This is a genomic window from Aedoeadaptatus acetigenes (assembly GCF_025566985.1).
GTDB lineage: Bacteria > Bacillota > Clostridia > Tissierellales > Peptoniphilaceae > Aedoeadaptatus > Aedoeadaptatus acetigenes.
This window is the reverse complement of sequence record NZ_JAOQJD010000004.1, coordinates 112,739-131,753: the sequence shown is the minus strand read 5'-3', so window position 1 is coordinate 131,753 and position 19,015 is coordinate 112,739. Positions and strand designations below refer to the sequence as shown.

17 protein-coding genes are annotated in these 19,015 nt (G+C 50.4%); 15 read left to right on the top strand and 2 right to left on the bottom strand.

All coding sequences use genetic code 11. The annotated features are described in order from the left end of the window. Positions 1-150: 150 nt before the first annotated feature. A complete protein-coding gene (locus OCV31_RS03235; protein ID WP_148472566.1) occupies positions 151-993 on the bottom strand; it encodes a histidinol-phosphatase HisJ family protein in 843 nt (280 codons plus the stop codon). A gap of 60 nt (positions 994-1,053) precedes the next feature. Here OCV31_RS03235 and OCV31_RS03230 point away from each other — a divergent pair, with 60 nt between their 5' ends. The 10 genes from OCV31_RS03230 to OCV31_RS03185 all read left to right on the top strand — a co-directional run bounded on the left by OCV31_RS03230 (position 1,054) and on the right by OCV31_RS03185 (position 10,802). Further along, complete coding sequence (locus OCV31_RS03230; protein ID WP_148472564.1) at positions 1,054-1,614, top strand: YtxH domain-containing protein; 561 nt, start codon at positions 1,054-1,056, stop codon at positions 1,612-1,614. Between the two features lie 15 nt (positions 1,615-1,629). Continuing rightward, the gene (locus OCV31_RS03225) at positions 1,630-2,124 is read left to right on the top strand and encodes a hypothetical protein (RefSeq protein ID WP_148472562.1); all 495 of its coding nucleotides are present in this window, start codon (positions 1,630-1,632) and stop codon (positions 2,122-2,124) included. A gap of 380 nt (positions 2,125-2,504) precedes the next feature. Then, entirely contained in the window at positions 2,505-3,398 is an 894-nt protein-coding gene (locus tag OCV31_RS03220; RefSeq protein WP_148472560.1) for a diacylglycerol/lipid kinase family protein, read from the top strand. 2 nt (positions 3,399-3,400) lie between these two features. Further along, positions 3,401-4,426 (top strand): LacI family DNA-binding transcriptional regulator, encoded by a 1,026-nt coding sequence (locus tag OCV31_RS03215; RefSeq protein ID WP_148472558.1) that lies wholly within the window; start codon positions 3,401-3,403, stop codon positions 4,424-4,426. Positions 4,427-4,524: 98 nt separating this feature from the next. After that, positions 4,525-4,929 carry an FMN-binding protein gene (locus OCV31_RS03210; RefSeq protein WP_148472555.1) on the top strand — a complete coding sequence of 135 codons (405 nt, stop codon included), beginning with the start codon at positions 4,525-4,527 and terminating at the stop codon, positions 4,927-4,929. Positions 4,930-4,937: 8 nt separating this feature from the next. Continuing rightward, positions 4,938-6,602: a proline--tRNA ligase gene (gene proS, locus OCV31_RS03205; RefSeq protein WP_148472553.1), complete on the top strand. Its 1,665-nt coding sequence runs from the start codon at positions 4,938-4,940 to the stop codon at positions 6,600-6,602. Between the two features lie 116 nt (positions 6,603-6,718). Continuing rightward, positions 6,719-8,263 carry an S-layer homology domain-containing protein gene (locus tag OCV31_RS03200; RefSeq protein ID WP_148472551.1) on the top strand — a complete coding sequence of 515 codons (1,545 nt, stop codon included), beginning with the start codon at positions 6,719-6,721 and terminating at the stop codon, positions 8,261-8,263. An 84-nt stretch (positions 8,264-8,347) separates the two neighbouring features. Continuing rightward, entirely contained in the window at positions 8,348-9,067 is a 720-nt protein-coding gene (locus OCV31_RS03195) for a phosphatase (RefSeq protein ID WP_148472549.1), read from the top strand. A gap of 9 nt (positions 9,068-9,076) precedes the next feature. Then, on the top strand, positions 9,077-10,555 hold the full coding sequence (gltX, locus tag OCV31_RS03190) for a glutamate--tRNA ligase (protein WP_148472547.1): 1,479 nt from the start codon (positions 9,077-9,079) through the stop codon (positions 10,553-10,555). Positions 10,556-10,601: 46 nt separating this feature from the next. Beyond that, the gene (locus tag OCV31_RS03185) at positions 10,602-10,802 is read left to right on the top strand and encodes a hypothetical protein (RefSeq protein ID WP_148472545.1); all 201 of its coding nucleotides are present in this window, start codon (positions 10,602-10,604) and stop codon (positions 10,800-10,802) included. Between the two features lie 278 nt (positions 10,803-11,080). Here OCV31_RS03185 and OCV31_RS03180 read toward each other — a convergent pair whose 3' ends face one another. Beyond that, positions 11,081-12,247, bottom strand: coding sequence for an iron-containing alcohol dehydrogenase (locus OCV31_RS03180; protein WP_148472542.1), 1,167 nt, complete (start codon positions 12,245-12,247; stop codon positions 11,081-11,083). Between OCV31_RS03180 and OCV31_RS03175 the strand changes: the two genes are divergently transcribed. From OCV31_RS03175 to OCV31_RS03155, 5 genes are all read left to right on the top strand, one after another. Continuing rightward, a complete protein-coding gene (locus OCV31_RS03175) occupies positions 12,240-12,620 on the top strand; it encodes a YbaK/EbsC family protein (RefSeq protein WP_148472540.1) in 381 nt (126 codons plus the stop codon). The genes OCV31_RS03180 and OCV31_RS03175 overlap by 8 nt on opposite strands. Before the next feature lie 222 nt (positions 12,621-12,842). Then, entirely contained in the window at positions 12,843-17,669 is a 4,827-nt protein-coding gene (locus OCV31_RS03170) for an S-layer homology domain-containing protein (RefSeq protein WP_267303779.1), read from the top strand. A 137-nt stretch (positions 17,670-17,806) separates the two neighbouring features. Then, entirely contained in the window at positions 17,807-18,103 is a 297-nt protein-coding gene (locus tag OCV31_RS03165; RefSeq protein ID WP_148472538.1) for a type II toxin-antitoxin system RelB/DinJ family antitoxin, read from the top strand. Beyond that, on the top strand, positions 18,090-18,422 hold the full coding sequence (locus tag OCV31_RS03160; RefSeq protein WP_267303778.1) for a type II toxin-antitoxin system RelE/ParE family toxin: 333 nt from the start codon (positions 18,090-18,092) through the stop codon (positions 18,420-18,422). The genes OCV31_RS03165 and OCV31_RS03160 overlap by 14 nt, the downstream gene beginning before the upstream one ends. A gap of 177 nt (positions 18,423-18,599) precedes the next feature. Continuing rightward, positions 18,600-18,911: a hypothetical protein gene (locus tag OCV31_RS03155; protein WP_267303777.1), complete on the top strand. Its 312-nt coding sequence runs from the start codon at positions 18,600-18,602 to the stop codon at positions 18,909-18,911. The last annotated feature ends 104 nt before the right edge of the window (positions 18,912-19,015 follow it).

The window sequence follows — 19,015 nt, the reverse complement described above, 5'->3', positions numbered from 1 at the left end:
AAAAAGACGACGCGTCGCGCCGCCTCATAAAGGGAGTGAGAAATGAAAACTTAGAAATAGGCCATCGGTCTTTCCCGATTTCCACAACCAGTATAATGGAGAAATGTTTCCTCACCGTGGTCTTTTTGTAAAAAAGAGATAAACTTAATCCTAAAGAGGAACTTCCTTCGGCACCTTCTTTTCGAAATAGGTGGCGCAGGTAAAGCCCAAATGAATCAGATGATTTTTCGCCGATTCGAAATCCCGGCCTATGTGTGCCGATTTGTGGCCGTCGGAAGAAAGGCAGATTCGCTCGCCCCCCAGATCCCGGTAGAGGCGAAGGATGTCATCCTTGGGATTGCCGTAGGAGAGGCCCTTGTACTTGCCCGCCGTATTGTATTCGAGGACCAAATCCTTTCGGATCAAATGCTCCAGCACCGCCGCCACCTGATCTCTGTAAAAGGCGAAGGGAGGGATCATTCCCTTGTCCTGTACGTAGCGATCCAAATAATCCATGTGGCCCAGAATATGATAGCCCCTTGTGTTCGTGGCGGCTTCCACCATGGCGTCGTAGTAGTTTTTATAAAAAGGCTTCAGATCCCCCTTATAGGTGTATAAAGTTGATGCCACGTCTTTATTATCCACCGTGTGGAGGGAGCCGATAAAGTAATCGAAGCGATCGTCTGCCATGGCCGATTCGATCCAATCATTTTTCCGGAGATTCAATCCAATTTCCGCGCCGATGAGCACGAGGATCCGGTCTTCGTAGCGGGCCTTCAAAGGAAGAAGGGTGCGGATGTAGTCGTCGAAGTCGAAACAAAAATCCAAGGGGCCGTCCACCCGGTCGATGTGATCGGTAAAGGCCAAACCGCCGAGGCCGGCCTTGATGGCGGCGAGAATATTTTCTTCGCAATCCGCTTCGGAGTCGAAGGAAAAGCGGGAGTGGCTGTGGGAGTCGATGAGCAAAGGAAGTCTCCTTTCCGATTCATATGAGAAATTTCCGATAATCTGCATACTTTACACCGTGCTTGGGTACCATTACAATACTAACTGAAAAACTGGAGGTTGACGACTATGATTTTTGATTTTGTAAGAAGAGAACGTGAACGCTACTTAAGAGAAGAACGGGCCCGTAAATTCGCCTTAGGTGCCGCCGTCGGCGCCGCAGCAGGCCTCTTGCTCGCTCCCCAAAGCGGCAAAAAGACCCGCGAAGACATCGCCGATCGCTCGAGAGAATTGGCTGAAAACGCCAAAGACATGGCTCTGGACACGGCCGATGAATTATCCATTCGCGCCTACGAAGCCCAACAAGCCGTACAAGACACCTACGATGATTTAAAACTTCGCGCCGCCATTAAGGCCGACGAAGTGCGCGACGATGCCGAAATCGCAAAGGCCAAGGCAAAAGCCATCGGCCAAATCGTTCGCGAAGAAGGCGAAAACGTCAAGGGCGAATTAAAAGAATCCGCCAAGGCCGTCGGCGACGCAGCCAAAGAAGTAGGCGAAGAAACCAAAGTACAAGCGAAAGAAGCGAAAGGCCAAGTAAAAGACAGCGCCGATAAAATCGCCAAAGCGGCAGAAGACGCAGAAAAGAAATCCGAAAAGGTTGTAAAAGACGAAAAGAAAAGCAAGTAGAACACGGAGGTCACAATGGACACCATGATTAATTTGCACGACCTCTTGCGCTTTCTACTCTACCTTGCGGGAATCGGGGCCCTGGTCTTTTTAATGATCACCCTGAAAAACGTCGCCGGCATTTTAAAGGTCGTCAAAACCAAATTGGAGACCCACGAAGCCGTCATCGACGACACCATGCAAAAGCTCCCGACGATCACCGATAATGTCACCATTATCTCATCCAACGCCTCCCGCCTCACCACCGACGCCACGGAAATGGTGGAAGTCGTGAAGCCGGAAGTGGAAAAGATCGCCTCCACCGTAGGGGACGTCACGGACACCGTCGACAATGTGGCGCGCACCGTGGATCAAACGTCTTTGAAGTTGAAAAACACCGCCGAGGTGGTCTCCGATTCCATTTCGGACACGGCAAAGACCATCTCCTTCAACGCCAACAATGTGGTGGATTACTTCTATATTATGCGGGAAGTATTGGAAGCATTGAGAGACGTGTTGCGCACGCGGTAAGACAAAACAAGAGAAGCGGTTTTAAGCCGCTTCTTTTTTCTTGCCCGAAACGACGCCTCAAGTATAAAGGACGGGCGTTAGAAAAAAATAAAGGCCGTGTAAAAAAGCGTCCCTTAAAAAATCACACGCGGGGAAAAGGAAAGAAACGCTTGCCGCAATCGGCCGTGCATTTCGCGGGGAAAAATAAAATCTTTTTCCTGCACGGGGGCAAATTCGCGGCAAAAACGGAATCTATTCCGATCAAAAAGCCCATTTTTCGGTAAAAAGCGCGTTATTTCCCGCGCCCTTCGGGAAAATTTTCCGAACAAAAGGGAAGGAAAAAGCAAGATTCCTCTTTGTGAGATCGTTCCCCATAGCGTATAATAAAAGCGGAGGTTTAAATGGAAAAAATCAAGATTATTGCCAACCCTTCCAGCGGCCGGGAAGGGGCCATTGAAATTATAAAAAAACTAATCGCCCCCTTTGCATCAAAGGGAACGTCCGTGTTACTTAATTTTACGCAAAAAGCAGGAGACGCCCGAGCATTTGCCGCCACTGACGACGGGGAAGATTGCATCATCTCCGTAGGCGGCGACGGCACGGTGAACGAAGTGGTCTCCGGAATGTATGAAGCGAAGCGAACCACGCCTCTCGCCATTTATCCGGCGGGCACGGTCAACGACTTCGCCGAATCCATGGGCATGCCGAAAGATCCCTATGATTTTTACACCATGATCGCGGAAGGAGAAACATGCGCCGTGGACATCGGCCTCTGCGGAGACAGCGCCTTTATTAATGTCTGTGCCGTGGGCGTATTTTCGGAAATCGGCTACAAAGTACCCGACGAGGCAAAATCCGCCGTGGGCAGACTCGCCTACTACGCCGAGGGCTTTCGCATGTTTCGCGAAAAAGACTTTTTAAAAAGCGGCTTCGACGTTCACATCGACTGCGACGGCGAAGTCATCGACACCAAGGCAATGATGGTCATGGTGTCCAATTCCAACAGCGTCGGCGGCTTTTCGAAAATTTCCCCTGAAGCCGACGTTACCGACGGGCTTTTGGAGCTCGCGGTCATCGAAGAGATGACCATCTCGAAACTCTTGGAGCTTTTCCGCACCATCGGCCTGGGAAAACACATCGACCACGATCATTTCATCTATCGCCACGGAAAAAAGATCACCGTCGAGGCGGATAAGTCCATGCACGTGGACATCGACGGCGAAAAAGGCCCCCGCTTGCCGCAAACCATCGAAGTGGTGCCGGGCGCCATTCAACTGATTACAAATAGGAGGTAAGTATGGCATCGACCATTAAAGACGTAGCAAAAATGGCGGACGTGTCCATTTCGACCGTATCCCGCGTCATCAACGACTCCAAACCCGTGAGTCCCGAGGCGCGCCGGCGGGTGCTTCACGCCATCAGCGTACTGGATTACAAGCCCAACGAAGTGGCCCGAAGCCTGGTCACGAAAAAGAGCAACATTATCGGCGTCATCGTCTCCGATATAGGGAACCAATACGTCTCCCAAGTCTTGCGCGGCGTGGAAGAAATCGGCCGCATGTACAATTACGACATTCTGCTCTCCTCGTCCTACGACGATCCGGAAGTGGAAATCAAATTCGCCAATCTCTTCAGCCAAAAACAAGTGGAAGGGATCATTATTATTTCGGAAATTTTAAATCAAAAGCTCCTCTACAAGCTGGACGAATTTAAAATTCCCTGCGTGGTCATTAACCGCTTCTACAATGTAGACGAGGCGCCCACCGTCACCATTAACAACAAGGCCGCCTCCTACAATATGACCGACTACCTGATCAATATGGGCCACAAATCCATCGGCTACGTGGCCATGCGAAAAGACATGGACCGCACCAACGAAAAATACAAGATTCGCGGCTACCGCGACGCCATGCGTGCGGCGGGCTTAAAGCCCTCCACCCTCTACTGCGAAGGCCTCACCGAAGCCGACGCCTTGGAGCTTTTCGAAGAACACGAAGATGACTTCAGAAAGGGCAAGTATTCCGTGCTCTTCTGCAGCCAGGATCTCATGGCCGTTCACCTGATGAACGTCATGCGGGATCACGGCATGGAGATCCCCGAAGACATGTCCTTCGCGGGCTTCGGCGGAAGCACCTTGTCGGATATCTATCGGCCCAAGCTCACCACGGTAAAAGAGCCCTATTACGACATCGGCGCCGTGGCCATTCGCAAGCTTTTCAAAATGCTGGATAAGAAAAACACGGACAAGAGCGAAGAAATGATCCTTCTGCCCGTGGAAATCATTAAGCGCCAAAGCGTCGTGGATTTAAATGACAAAAAATAGTGGTTCGTCGTCTGTTGACCACCATATATGGTAGAAAATCGGTTATAATGGAAATAGTAGATAATTTGATTGATTCATATAGATAAGGAGCATTTCCATTGAAAAAACTCGCCATGAGTTTGGCCCTTTGCCTTGCGCTCACCGGCTGCGGCAGCTCCCTCAGTTACAGCGCCGAAGAGCCTGTCGCCGAAGAAAATAAATCGGAACCGGTGGAATTAAGGCAGGAAGGCAGACATTTATTAAAAGACGGCAGCTACGTCTCCACGGGACGGGGCATGGTCGGGGATATTTCCGTCGAAATGCGGGTGCGCGACGGCTTCATCGACCGGGTCAGCGTCGTGGAACACGAGGAAAATGTCGGCGTCGTGGAAGATGCCTTCGATCGACTCGAAAGCAGTGTCATTCGAAAACAATCGGCGGATGTGGACACGATCTCCGGCGCCACGGAGGCATCCTACGGCTTTATGGAAGCCGTGAGAAACTGCATTCGCCAAGCGGAATAGGAGGACCCATGAAACTTTCACAGTACTATCTGCCCACCTTGCGGGAAGCGCCGGCGGACGCCCGCACCGAAGCCCACAAGTGGATGCTGAGAAGTGGCATGGCGCGAGAAATCGGCGTGGGCCTTTTCACCCTCTTGCCCTACGGCCTCGAGCTGAAAGAGGCTTTGGAGGCGCGGCTGGAAAAAGACTTTTTTAAAGATGGCCTGAAACTTTCCCTGAGCCCCCTTCAACCCCGCGCCCTGTGGGAAGAAAGCGGCCGCTGGGAAAGCTACGGCGGCATGTACAAGGTGGCGGATCGCACCAATCGACAGGCCGCCCTTTCCCCGGAATCGGAGGAAGCCTTTTTGGGCCTCGCAAGCGGCGAATTAAAAAGCTACAAGCAGTTGCCCCTCTTTCTCTACGAAAAGGCCACGCGCTACAAAGACGTGCAAAAGCCCGCGGCAGGCTTGGCCGATGCCCGCGCCTATTTTGTTATTGACGGCATGCGCTTCGACAGCGATAGGGACGAAGCCGAGGCCTTTTTCCGCGAGGAAAAACGGCGCGCCGAACATCTCTTAAATGACCTGGGGATCGATTGCCGCGCCGTGGATACGACGGATGCTGTGGTGTACTACGCCTTGGCGGAGGGCTATAAAGATGTATTGGCCTTGGACGGCAAGTCGGCTTACATGATGGAGGAGGCCCCCATTCGCTACCGGCTGCCTGAAGGCGAAGCACCGAAAGAAGCGGAAGATGTCTACACCCCCGATGCCCGCACCATCAAAGATTTAAGCGATATGTTGGGGATCGAGCCCGCCCGCTGCACCAAAGCCGTGGACCTGCGCGTCGACGGCGAGCCGGTCTTCGTTTTCGTGCCCGGGGACCGGGAGCTGAATCAAAAGAAGCTTGAAAAGTATCTGGGCGTGAGCGGGGATAAAATCGACATGCTCGATGAAGAGACCATTCTCGAGCTGGGCACCTTCCCCGGATTCACCGGCCCCGTGGGCCTCGGGGAAAAGGCGCGGATCATCGTGGACCGCGCCGTCACCGCCATGGATAATATGGTGGTGGGCGCCAACAAAGAAAACTACCACACGAAAAACGTCAACTACGGCAGGGATTTCGAAGGCGAAGTCGCCGACGACCTTCTCGACGTGGCGGAAGGCGACGTCTCACCGGCCGGCGAACCCTACACCTTCCGCGAGGCCTTTGAAGTGGCGCGGATCAAAAAGCCAAGCGCGGCCTTTTCCGACGCCATGAACGTGGGCTATCTAAACGACGAAGGCAAGGAAGCCCCCTATATTTCAGGCGGCGCCACCTGGCGCACCGGGGCCCTTCTGTCCGCTGTTTTAGAAAACCATCGGGACGAGAACGGGCCGAACTTCCCCCTTCACCTGGGGCCCTACGACGTGGCCATCACCGTGGCCAATGGGAAAAAAGAAGAGCAAATGGAATTGGCGGAAAAACTCTACGATGCCCTTGAAGAAAAAGGCATCGCCACCCTTCTCGACGACCGCAACGAGCGCGCCGGCGTGAAATTTAAAGACCGCGACCTTTTGGGCATTCCGCTTCAGCTCACCGTGGGAAAAGATGCCGCAGAAAACGTGGTGGAATTCAAGCGCCGCGCAGGCGACATGGAAAAACTCCCCGCGGAAGATGCCCTTCAGCGCATCGCCGATGCATTAAATGATTAGAGAGAAACCTCGCAGCGCGGGGTTTTTTCTTTTTCGGGAAATACAGAAAAACTGTTATGAAATCGTAACGGCGAGGCTACTTTGTATCGTTTATAATAGACAGAAGGAGGGATTTTATGAAACGCAGAATGTGCACCCTTTTGGCCCTATTGCTGATCTTTGCGTCCACGGCGGTCTACGCCGCGGAAGACATTCAGAGCCGACTGAACCTTCCGGCGACCTACAAGCAAAAGGCATCGGACCCCTACGGCATGGAATTGAACGTCACCCTGCCGAGCGACTATCAGAGCAATCTTAAGACATTTTCCCTGTCTTTTCTCGTGGATAAAACCATTCACATCGACAAAGCCACCTTCACCGGCGGCCTCACCGACAACGACTACCGCCTCATGTCCACAAAAACCGACAGCACCAAGCAAGAAATCGTCACCTTGGTCATCCCCGACGTGAAGGCCTTAGCAAGCCGCGACTTCACCCTGAAAATGAGCGGAAAATTTAAAAAAGGCGTAAAAAACGTGGACCAAGTGGCCATGTCCTATGTCATCGCCACAGTGGATAAACAAGGCAAAAACCATAGCGTGCAAAAAGACGTCACCGGCGACACGGGCAAGGGCGCCCCGGTCGCGCCGAGCGGGAAAAAATCCACGGTGGATCCCATCGCCGAAGGCGCAAACACCCTGACCGGCACCGCCGTCGCCCGCGCCGGCGTGCGCGTCTATCGGGGCAAGACCTTAATCGGCCGCGGCTTGGCGGATAACGACGGCCGCTTCAGCGTCGTCATCAATCCTCAGCCCGTGGGCACGGCCCTGCGCTTTCTCTTCACCACAAAAGCGGGCGAGGAAGAAGTCATGGCCACCGTCGCAGGAGGCGCGGACGCACAAAGCCCGGCCTATTCCGGCGACAAGAAAAAAATCGACGACTACCTCCGCGTCCTCACCTCCGTGAACATGCACGGGCGGGAGAAAGTGGAGCAGCTCCAGGTCAACGCCGCCGTGGCCACCGGGCAATTTATCCTGGCCAAAGAAGACGCCGGCATGACGGACATCGCCAATGCGGAAAACAGCCTTTCGGAAGCCATGAAAGTGGCTCGGCCCCCCTTCGTCACCGGCTACCCCAACGGAACATTCAAGCCGAAAAAAGCCATGACACGGGCGGAAGTGTCATCCGTCATCGCCCGCATAGCCAACGGCAACAAACCCGTGGCCGGCTACACGTCCTTCAAAGACGTAGACGACAGCCAGTGGTTCGCCGCATCCGTTGGCTTTATGGAAAAGCGGGGCCTCATCTCCGGCTACAAAGACGGCAGCTTCAAGCCCCATCAATCCATTACACGGGCGGAATTCGCCCGCATCCTCGCCGCCTACGCCGGCCTTGAACCCACGGAAGGCAATTCCTTTACCGACGTAAAGAAAAACCACTGGGCCAAAGGCTACATCGGCGCCGTCGGGCAGGCGGGGCTTATGACCGGAAACGGCAAAGGCCGCTTCAATCCCTCAGCGAAAATCACCCGCCAGGAAGTCTGCGCGGCATTGAACAAAGCCCTGGACCGCAAACCCGACAAAGACTTTTTGGATATCTACGGCAACAATCCCTTTAAAGATGTCAACAAAAAGATGTGGAGCTACTACGACATCCTGGAAGCCACGGGCCAACCCCAATAGAGAGAAGCCCGCGGGCTTCTTTTTTTGCTTTTTGTTCCCGAGAATCCCCTGTGCTATAATAGAAACGTTAAGAAAGGAGGCACTATGGAACTATCAATTGATCTCCACACCCATACCATCGCCTCCGGACACGCCTATTCGACGCTGAGAGAAAACGTCGCTTGGGCCCGGGCGCGAGGCCTTCGAATCATCGGCACCAGCGACCACGCCATGGCCATGGCCGGCGTGGAAAACAACGCCGTATTCGACAACTACCGTGCCGTGCCCCGCGTGCTGGACGGCGTGGTGGTCCTTTGCGGCGTCGAAGCCAACATCGTCGACGTCGACGGCACCATCGACATCCATCCGGACCGGAAAAAATTGGACTACGCCATCGTGAGCCTGCACAAACAGTGCTTCACCCCGTCGAGTAAAGAAGAAAACACCGACGCCGTGATCAACGCCTGCAAACACCCGCAGGTAAAAATCGTCGGCCACCCCGACGACGCCCGTTTCCCCTTGGATTACGAGCGCCTCAGCGATTTTATCGTTGAGCGGGACCTGTTTTGTGAGCTGAACAATTCGTCGCTGAAGAAAAACGGCCCCCGCATCGGCGCAGAAGAAAACCTGCGCGTGCTCCTGGGGCTCGGCAAAGAAAAAAACATGAAAATCATCGTGGGAAGCGACGCCCACATGGACGTGGACGTAGGCAATTTCGATTTGGCGAAAGCCCTTATAGACGAGCTGGACTATCCCGAAGATTTAATCGTAAACACTTGGGAGACCGACCGCATACTTCACGCATTTACACTAATGGAAAAATAAGGAGGAACCATGGACAACGTACGGGTGCGCTTTGCCCCATCACCCACGGGCTACTTGCACATCGGCGGGCTGAGAACCGCCGTCTACAACTACCTTTACGCAAAACAAAAAGGCGGAAAATTCCTGCTCCGCATCGAAGACACGGATAGAACCCGCTTCGTGGAAGGCGCCATCGAAAACCTGATCCGCTCCCTGAACTGGGCGGGCCTTGAAATCGACGAAGGCGTCATGATGAAAGACGGAAAAGTCACCGAAGAAGGCGACTGCGGCCCCTACATCCAATCCAAGCGACTGGACATCTACAAAAAATACGTGGATCAGCTGCTGGAATCCGGCCACGCCTACTACTGCTTCTGCACCAAAGAGCGGCTGGACAACCTGCGCGAAGGCCAAAAAATCAAAGGCCAAGTGCCCCGCTACGACGGCCTCTGCCGCTCCATCTCATTGGATGAAGCCAAAGAGCGCATTGCGAACGGAGAAGAATACGTCGTGCGCCTCAAGCTTCCCCACGACGAAGACATCACCTTCGAAGACGAAGCTCGCGGCAAAATCACCATTAACACCAACGAAATGGACGATCAGGTCCTCATGAAAAGCGATGGCTTCCCCACCTACCACATGGCCGTCGTGGTAGACGACCACCTCATGGGCATCACCCACATCATCCGCGGGGAAGAATGGCTGCCCTCCACGCCCAAGCACGTGTACCTGTACCAAGCCCTGGGTTGGGACGTGCCCACCTACATTCACCTCCCCGGCGTCTTAAACAAAGACCACAAAAAGCTCTCCAAGCGCCAAGGCGACGTGTCCGTGGAAGACTTTAAAGGCCACGGCTACCTCCCCGAAGGCCTCGTGAACTACCTGGCCCTCGTGGGCTGGTCCCCGGAAGACAATCAGGAAATCTTCTCCATGGACGAACTCATCGAAGCCTTCGACACCAAGCGCATCGCGAGAACCGGCGGCGTCTTCGACGTGAAGAAGCTCGACTGGATCAACAGCCACTACATGAAAGAACTCTCCGCCGACGAACTTCTGGACATGGCCATGCCCTACATCGAAAAAGTCGGCCTCTTTACAAAAGCCGACGTGGAAAAAGATCCCGAGCACTACCGCGTCTTAATGGAAACCATTCAAGACGGCCTGGATCGCCTGGAACAAGTGCCTGAGGCCTGCGGCTTCCTCTACGACGACTACGAAGTCACCGAAGAAGACGCCCTGGAACAAATTAATTCCGAATCCGCCCCGGCGGTGATCGACGCCCTGGAAGAAATCGTGAGCGACATGGACGCCATTTCCCCGGAACAAGCGGGCAAGCTCATGAAGCAAGTGCAAAAGAAAAGCGGCGTGAAAGGCAAAAACCTCTACATGCCCGCCCGTGCCGCCATGACCGGCAACGTTCACGGCCCGGAGCTTTCCAACATTATCTACCTCTTAGGAAAAGACGAAATCTTAAAACGCTTGGAAAAAGCAAAGAGTTACAGAAAATAAAATGCCGCGGCAAAGGCCGCGGTTTTTCTGTGGGAGGAGTAAGACGATGGCGAAACAAAACGATGAAAAGAAAATGGAATTCGAACGCCCGAATTACCCGAGCGATCGCTTTGATTCCCTTAGCTTAAAAACAAATCGCATCAATGAAGAGACCCTTTCCGCCATTGAAGAGGGCAGAAGAATCGCCGCCGACACCCATGCCGCCTACAAGACCATAGAGGAATTAAAAGCCGCCCTTGAAAAGTAAAAGTGGTTGTTTCCAAAATGGAAATAACCACTTCATCATTCACAGACAAGAAATCCAACTCTTGAAAAAATGAAAGAGTTCAACATGAGGTCGAGAAACTTTGCTATAATAGATTCAACAGAACCTCTCCACGCTTAATGTAGACTACCTACATGCGGACCACGGAGAGGGCTTTTTATTTTTAGGCGAAAAAACAAGAGCCGTCCTTGAAAAGTAAAGCCTGAAGCACCGTTTCCACACAAGAAAGCTGCCCATCTCGAGCAGCTTTCTTTTTATGCTTATAAACTCGCCTTGTAAATTGCCAAAATATCTTCTTCCTTCAGATCCACAAAGCCGCGGATCACGCCGCCGGCATGGTCCGCGCAGGCCTTGGCCATTTCCGCCAAATGTTCCTCGCCGATGCCCACTTCCTTCAGCGTCATGGGAATCCCCATGCGCACAAAGAAATCGTAGAGCGCCTCGATGGCTTCATTCGCCGCATCCACATCGTCTTCCGATTTAATGTCGAAGACTCGGCGGCCGAAACGGGCGATCTTCGGCGCCGTCTTGGCACTTAAGACGTGGCGAAGCCAGCGCGGCGTCAAAATCGCGAGGCCCACCCCGTGGGTAATGTCGTAGAAAGCCGAAAGCTCGTGTTCCATGGGGTGCACGCTCCAGGCTTGGGGCTTGCCCTTGCGAAGAAGCCCGTTAATCGCCCAGCTCGAGGCCCACATTAAATTGGCCCGGGCCTCCAAGTCCCCGCCGTCCTTTAAAGCCGCGGGACCGGCGTGGCGGCAGGCGCGCAAAACCCCTTCCGCCATGGAATCCTGCACAAAGGCACTGTCGTCCACGGTGAAGTAATTTTCCATGGTGTGGCTCATAATATCCGCCGTGCCCGCCGCCGTGTGGTATCCATTCACCGACACCGTGTAGGCCGGATTCAACAAACTCGCCTTGGGAAGCACCTTCGGACTGCCCCAGCCCAGCTTCTCCTTCGTCTCGGGATTCGTTATCACCGAGCCCTGATCCATTTCAGAACCCGTGGCCGCCAAAGTGAGCACCGTGCAGATCGGCAGAGCCCCCGTTACCTTCGCCTCGCCGATCACGATCTTCCAGGGATCCGCCGCAGTCAGCGCCCCCGCCGCGATCAGTTTCGACGCGTCGATGGTGGAGCCGCCGCCCATGGGCACGATCACATCCACCCCTTCCTTCTTCACCAGGTCGATCCCCGCACGCACACTTTCAATCCGCGGATTCGGCTCGATGCCCCCGTGATCCACCGTCTTTACGCCGGCGGCATGAAGCGCCGTGGTAATCTCGTCGTAAATGCCGTTTTTCTTAACGGAGCCGCCGCCGAACACGATCAGCGCCTTCTCCCCGTAAGACTTCACCGCCTCGGCAAAGGCCCGGGCCTGACCTTCCCCAAAAAAAATCGTCGTCGGTACCGAAAAAATAAAGTTGTCCATATATCCTCCTTTAATTGCCTTCATAGATATAACTGAATTATACCCAAAGCCCGCCGCCCCGAAAGACAAACTCGATCCGGAAGCCGGCGCCGAGAGCCCCTTCGGCCTCCTAAACAACGCAGAACACGCCGTTCACTTCTACCCGGACAAACAATTTACCAAAAACGGCGGCATCATCGGCATCCACCCCCAACGACAACACCGCCGCCCTGTGGTCAAAGCCGAGGATTTGGTGAAACGCATCGAAGATGCAGGCAATCCCTCCCCCTCGTATCCATTTAAAGAACGGGGAGAAGAAAACCGCCCGATTTTACGTGAAAGAAAAATGCTCCCGAACGAATTTTATTTTTTACTTTTAAAAGGAAAGAAATAAAAGGCGGGTATAGGCTAAAACTGTTCTTTCACATAGATAAAAAAAGATAAGAGTGTTACAATTAGCTTGTAAGACTATATGCATGTAAAGATAAAAGAAGAAATGGCGTTCACGACAAAAAGGAGTGATGCACTTTCAAAAAAGAAAGGGCACAAGGCAAGGCCTTGTATGAATTTGCCGACGAATAAAAGAAAGATGCGAAAAGATAAGAAAGGAGAAATTATGCAGAGCAAGAAAACCTTTGCAACCCGAGCCATCGCTTGGGCATTGGCCTTTGTCATGGTATTTACCATGATCCCCTATGGCGCATTTGCACGAGGAGAAGAGCCGACGCCTGCACCGACAAAAGAAACCGGTGCGGCAGCAGCGCTTCCGGATAATAGAAAACCAAAAACTAACTGGGATGAAGAAGCAGGCAAGGGTGATGAAAGAAACTGGTCTGTCGATATTGCAGGAGGCCAAAGACTAGTTAGGGTAAGGACAACAGAGCCGACTCAAATTACCGACCTTAACTACGACGGTACCTATACCAATGCAGATGGCAGAGATGTTATCAAACTACTTTATAAAGAAAAGACTCAAGCAATCTCCGGTGTATGGTACAGGATGGTACTAAAATTTGACAGCAAACTTTTCAATCAAATTGATTGGAATGCATCCTACGGAGAAGGAATTGATGCAAAACAATACAAATTTGTTGATGCTAAGGGCAAAAATGAGAAATGGCTTGACCTTGGCTTAATGACAGGTTCAAAGGGAAATAGTAGACGTAATCTACCAATTCACCTTGTCCTAAAAGATGGTATAACAATAAAAGCTTTGGGAGAGGAAAACTACTCTGTACAAATGAGACTTATGGATTCTAAATTTGAAAGAATTTATGCCATGGCTCCAAAAGGCTCATCCATGGACTACACAACCTATACAAAGAGTACAACAATTCCATTAGCTAATGATATTGATATGGCATTTTATAAGGGCGGTAAGGCTCAATCATATCCTTATGCCCTTCAAAATGGATTCTTCTCTTCATTTGTAGCAGATCCAACTGAAGATGAGGAATTGTCATATATCTACAACAACTATGATAATAAAGAAGACTTGGCAAAACTTGCTGTCCTAAGTACTCAATACCAAGCACAACGTTCAACAGGAGATCCGAAAGACGAGCAAGAAGGAAAACCTGCAGCCTATGTTCAAATTTTTGATGCTGGCTTTGTCGATTATTTAAAACCTGACAAGAACGGCAATATTGCCTATACCAATGTTCTTAACTGGTCCAGAAAAACAATTGCCAATACTAAAGTTGGAATCAAAAAAGATCAAATTAACTACAAGAAAGATGAAAATGGCAACAATAAATTTGCCTATGTCGTTTTAGCATCATCTAAATTCAATAATACGAATGTTAAAAAAGTTGTTAGAGTTCATAATGACAACTTCTGGAAAATTTTGAACGAACAAAACGGTTATATAACAACTGTAGACTACATGGTAGACAAAAGTAAATTTGCCGATACTTTCAAGAGCTCAGGCAAACACAAGGTAGACTTCCCAATCATGTCCGGATGGGTAGACTCAAACCCTAATGGCTGGGCGGTATATGAAAGAACTTTTGATAAGGACATGGTTCTACCAAAAGGTTACAAGTCACCTATAGTAGATACCGGAGTAGATGTTAAAAATGACGGAGTATTATTCCAAGTAGGAGACCCTAATGATGCCTTGGTAAGAAGACCACAAGGTTACTACAATGGATTAGCCGCAGGTACCGGTGGACTTGATCAAATCACCAAAGAAGGAGTAACAGGCCAATATTCTTATACTCTAAGAGAAGGTGCCACAATCAAAAAGGGTGACAAGGTTAGGGTACTTTTACAAGATTATGGAAAAGAAAATGTATCTGTAAACTTCTACAACCTAGAAACAGGTACAGAGAGAGACCAATCTAAGCCTGTTTTAAGCCTTGGTGAAGAAGGTCTTGGTAAAAATAAAAGAAGAATATTAACAACTCACATCTATAAAGATTTTAAAAATGATAGGGGTTACTATAAGGTTAGATATACTCCGGTAGGAAAGACTGAAGAAAAAACATTTGAATTTAAAATAGTCGATACTTTGGTTGGAGTAAAATGGGAAGTTACCGACAAAAACATGATTACAGGTACACCTAACTATGCTGTCACAGCTTCAGAAGGCAACTTTAAAATCGACCTTGGCAAGGTAGAACCGGGTACAAATTTAATTATCGAATCCTACAACTCTAAGGGCGAACTTCAAGATGGCGAAACAGCCTCTATGACCTTTGAAAAGTTCGAAAGAGTAGATAACTACACAGACTTAGCATGGCTTGACTTAATGGACAATATGTCTTTACTGACCCTAAAGAAATCGCTCTACCGTCCTTACCAAGAAATGTTCACAAATGACTATGCTATGTCTGAAGAAGGACTAAAAGACAATCAAAAGATCAACCAAATCTACAGAGACCCAAGATCTCTACCTAAAACAGAAGATGCCTTTAAACACGACACTGCAAGTGTCCAAGGCTTCACTAGATACGATGGTGGTACTCTAAGACTATTATATGTAGATAAAGACGGTAATCGCTATGTAGCAAAGGCAAATGCAGCTGAAAATGAATACGACAAAGATGGAAACATCACAACAGATGCTACAAAAGAAGTAACTGTTTATGATAAAAAATACAATGCATTCCCATATGAAGTGTTCTTAAAACAATTTAACCCGACAAGAAATGCTCCTGTTTTAGGGGAAACATTTAAACTTTACAAGGACATGAGATTCCTAGCCAACACCTCTGACGGATCATCAGTCCCATCAGACTGGTTAGAAAACAGAGTTAAAGCAAGAGTTCTATTCAATGCAACAGAAGGTGCATTTGAAGAGGATAAGAAACAAGACGTAAGAATCGTACCGGACAATGTCAAATTCTACGAAGAAGATGGCTACAAAGCCAACGGATTTACCGGTGCGAATGTAGCAGCAGGTACCGGCGATGAATTCCCTGCAAACCCCACGGCCACTGGAAAGACATTCCTCGGCTGGGTAACCGAAGCAGGAAAAACTGCACTTGGAAATAAGACTGTTACAACAGCAGCAGAATTTGAAAAACTAGCAGCAGAAAACAAATTCACAGAAACAACACCGGTAGAAAGACACCTGGTTGTCTACGCAGTGTGGACAGAGGAACAGCTTTCTCAAGCCGACACCATCGATCCGAAAGTCCCGGCAGACAAGACCCCGGTTGCAAACAAAAAGAACTTAACGCAAGAAGAAAAAGACGCCGTTAAGAAAGCCATCGAAGATGCGAACAAAGACGGCGAAGGCAACAGCACCTTACCCGCCGGCACCGAAATCACCGTAGGTGACGACGGCACTGCAACCATCACCTATCCGGACAAATCCAAGGATACGATCGCAGGCGATAAGCTCGTCGAAGAAAAAGCCAAGACGCAAGCCGACACCATCGATCCGAAAGTCCCGAAAGACAAGACCCCGGTTGCAGACAAAAAGAACTTAACGCAAGAAGAAAAAGACGCCGTTAAGAAAGCCATTGAAGATGCAAACAAAGACGATCAAGGTAAGAGCACCTTACCGGACGGCACGACCATCACAGTAGGCGACGACGGCACTGCAACCATCACCTATCCGGACAAATCCAAGGATACGATCGCAGGCGATAAGCTCGTCGAAGAAAAAGCCAAGACGCAAGCCGACACCATCGATCCGAAGGTTCCGAAAGACAAGACCCCGGTTGCAAACAAAAAGAACTTAACGCAAGAAGAAAAAGACGCCGTTAAGAAAGCCATTGAAGATGCAAACAAAGACGATCAAGGTAAGAGCACCTTACCGGACGGCACGACCATCACAGTAGGCGACGACGGCACTGCAACCATCACCTATCCGGACAAATCCAAGGATACGATCGCAGGCGATAAGCTCGTCGAAGATGGATCAAGTACGCCGCAACCCGGCGACAAGAAGACCTCTGTCGACAGTTCTAATGTCAAACCCGTCAACCCGACCAATGATTCCCAAGACACGGGCATTGTCGTGACGAATCCGGACAAGGATACAAAGGTATCCGCCAAGGATGAAGACGGTAAGTATGTACCTGCAGAAATCGACAGCAGAGGAAATGTGTTTGTCACACCGGGCAAGGATGTAGACGGTCCGATTACCGTGACCATTCAGGATTCCGATCTGCCGTACGGCCGGAAAGTGATTGAAGTTCCCGTCGTCGGCCACAAAGCGAATAGAGACGATAACGGAAGCAACTCCGGCAACAGCCACTGGTTTGTTCCTGTGAATCCGGGTTGGTCTTCCGCCGACAACAAGGTCGACACGAAGGATCAAAAACACGAAACCGCCATTCACAAGGCCTATATCTACGGCTACGAAAATGGCAGCTTCAAGCCCGAAGGCAATATGACCCGCGCCGAAGCGGCAGCCATGCTGGCTCGTTTGCAAGGTTTGGATCTTTCCAACAGTGCAAGACCCAACTTCATCGACGTACGCAGCGGCTGGTACAACGCAGCAATCAACGCGGTTGTCAACGCAGGGTATATGAAGGGTTATCCCGACGGTACCTTCCGCCCCAACGGCAAGATCACCCGTGCGGAATTTGCACAAATGATCAAGGCCATTGACAAGGCGAATACCGGCATGGCACCTTTCGCCGATGCAAAAGGCCACTGGGCCGAAGCGGCGATCAACCAAGCTTATGCCAACGGACGCATCAACGGTTATCCGGACGGCACCTTCCGCCCGAACAACCACATTACCCGCGCCGAAGCGGTTAAGGTATTTAACAAGCTGTACGACCGTAGCGTAAACCTCACGGGTCTGCGTGATGTCTTGACGAACATCGTTCCCTTTGTCGATGTCAATGCAAGCCACTGGGCATACTACGAAATCGTCGAAGCATCCAACACCCACACGTTCTACCGCACCGAAAAAGGTCAGGTACCCGAAACTTGGGTTATGTTGAATCAAACCTGGAAACAAGCTTCAGCAAATCGCTAAGGCCATTTAAAAAGGAATCGAGCGCAGGCTCGGTTCCTTTTTTGTGTGCTTTTTTCTGCACAGAGGAGCGGATAAGAAACAATTGTGTTGACATTGTAAATACACAGGGGCTATACTGAAAATAAGGGGGGATGATTATGGCAAAATCGGCGAATGTCAATGTGCGCATGGTGCCCGAGGTAAAAAACGAAGCGGAAGCCATTTTAAAAGAAATCGGCTTGGCGCCCTCTGCCGCCATCGAACTTTTTTATCGACAAATTATTTTAAAGCGCGGGCTTCCTTTTTCGGTTGTATTGCCGGAGCCCTCGCCGGATGTGGAGAATTTATCGAAAGAGGCGCTTTTGGATCTCTTGAGAGAAGGGATCGGGGATTTAGACGTCGGCCGGTCGGAAGAGGCGTCGGCGGTATTCGCTCGACTCCTTGATCAACGGTGAAGCGGTATTCGGTTTTTATTTCCCAGCAGAAAAGGACATGCTCGATGTGTATCGTTACATGGCAGATGCACTATCCGTGCCTGAAACAGGGATCTTGTACCTGGAAAAATTTCAGGACGCGGTCGAGGGATTGCGGGTATTTCCCGGGCGATTTAAAAAGGTCTTTACGGTGAACGGTAGAGAAATTCGGTTTTGCCCCGTGGAAAATTATCTCATTTTTTATCGTATCAGCGAAAAAAGAGAACGCGTGGAGGTCATCCGTATCCTCTATTCTCGAAGAGATTATGAAGCGTTGTTTCGACGTTTGGCGGATGAATAGAATCCAATGAAACCATGGAAGGCATAAGGAATCGAGCGCAGGCTCGGTTCCTTTTTTGTGCGCTTTTTCTGCGGGGCATGTCGTTGCGGCGGATTTTTTTAAAAAGAGGCGCGGGCGGATCCGTTTTTTCCGCCGAAACAAGTTTCTTTTCCCCGTGCCTTTTTCGGCCTTTTATTAATGAAGAAAGGGGATTGGTTTCGGTGGATGGTATTCATGGTTTTTTCACATGGAAACGCTTTTATTTTCGCCCGTGAATTTGAAAAATTTTTGTCCATCGAAATGTTTTCAGAGGGCTGCATCGGGAGTGAAAAGTGGGTTGGGGGCAGTTTTTCGGTTTTTTCGGTAAAATTTTCGAATCTTTTTTTAAATTATTTTTTCGGCGGAAAGCCTGTATTTGCAAGGGTTGCGCGGTTTTTTGAAGGGAAAGAAAAAAATAAAAGTGAAAAATCTGACAAAAAGGGCTTAACATTGTTAAAATATCGTTTATAATAGAGGTAAGCGGTGTCCGAGGACATCTTTCAAACGAAATGGTTCACACACTGCCTATGTACGATGTTCTTGTACAAATCTTGTCGAAACAAGGGGGATTTGAA

Coding starts and splice junctions, on each gene's coding strand:
- OCV31_RS03235 (WP_148472566.1), bottom strand. CDS start 993: ATGCAGATTATCGGAAATTTCTCATATGAATCGGAAAGGAGACTTCCT.
- OCV31_RS03230 (WP_148472564.1), top strand. CDS start 1,054: ATGATTTTTGATTTTGTAAGAAGAGAACGTGAACGCTACTTAAGAGAA.
- OCV31_RS03225 (WP_148472562.1), top strand. CDS start 1,630: ATGGACACCATGATTAATTTGCACGACCTCTTGCGCTTTCTACTCTAC.
- OCV31_RS03220 (WP_148472560.1), top strand. CDS start 2,505: ATGGAAAAAATCAAGATTATTGCCAACCCTTCCAGCGGCCGGGAAGGG.
- OCV31_RS03215 (WP_148472558.1), top strand. CDS start 3,401: ATGGCATCGACCATTAAAGACGTAGCAAAAATGGCGGACGTGTCCATT.
- proS (WP_148472553.1), top strand. CDS start 4,938: ATGAAACTTTCACAGTACTATCTGCCCACCTTGCGGGAAGCGCCGGCG.
- OCV31_RS03200 (WP_148472551.1), top strand. CDS start 6,719: ATGAAACGCAGAATGTGCACCCTTTTGGCCCTATTGCTGATCTTTGCG.
- OCV31_RS03195 (WP_148472549.1), top strand. CDS start 8,348: ATGGAACTATCAATTGATCTCCACACCCATACCATCGCCTCCGGACAC.
- gltX (WP_148472547.1), top strand. CDS start 9,077: ATGGACAACGTACGGGTGCGCTTTGCCCCATCACCCACGGGCTACTTG.
- OCV31_RS03185 (WP_148472545.1), top strand. CDS start 10,602: ATGGCGAAACAAAACGATGAAAAGAAAATGGAATTCGAACGCCCGAAT.
- OCV31_RS03180 (WP_148472542.1), bottom strand. CDS start 12,247: ATGGACAACTTTATTTTTTCGGTACCGACGACGATTTTTTTTGGGGAA.
- OCV31_RS03170 (WP_267303779.1), top strand. CDS start 12,843: ATGCAGAGCAAGAAAACCTTTGCAACCCGAGCCATCGCTTGGGCATTG.
- OCV31_RS03165 (WP_148472538.1), top strand. CDS start 17,807: ATGGCAAAATCGGCGAATGTCAATGTGCGCATGGTGCCCGAGGTAAAA.
- OCV31_RS03155 (WP_267303777.1), top strand. CDS start 18,600: ATGAAGAAAGGGGATTGGTTTCGGTGGATGGTATTCATGGTTTTTTCA.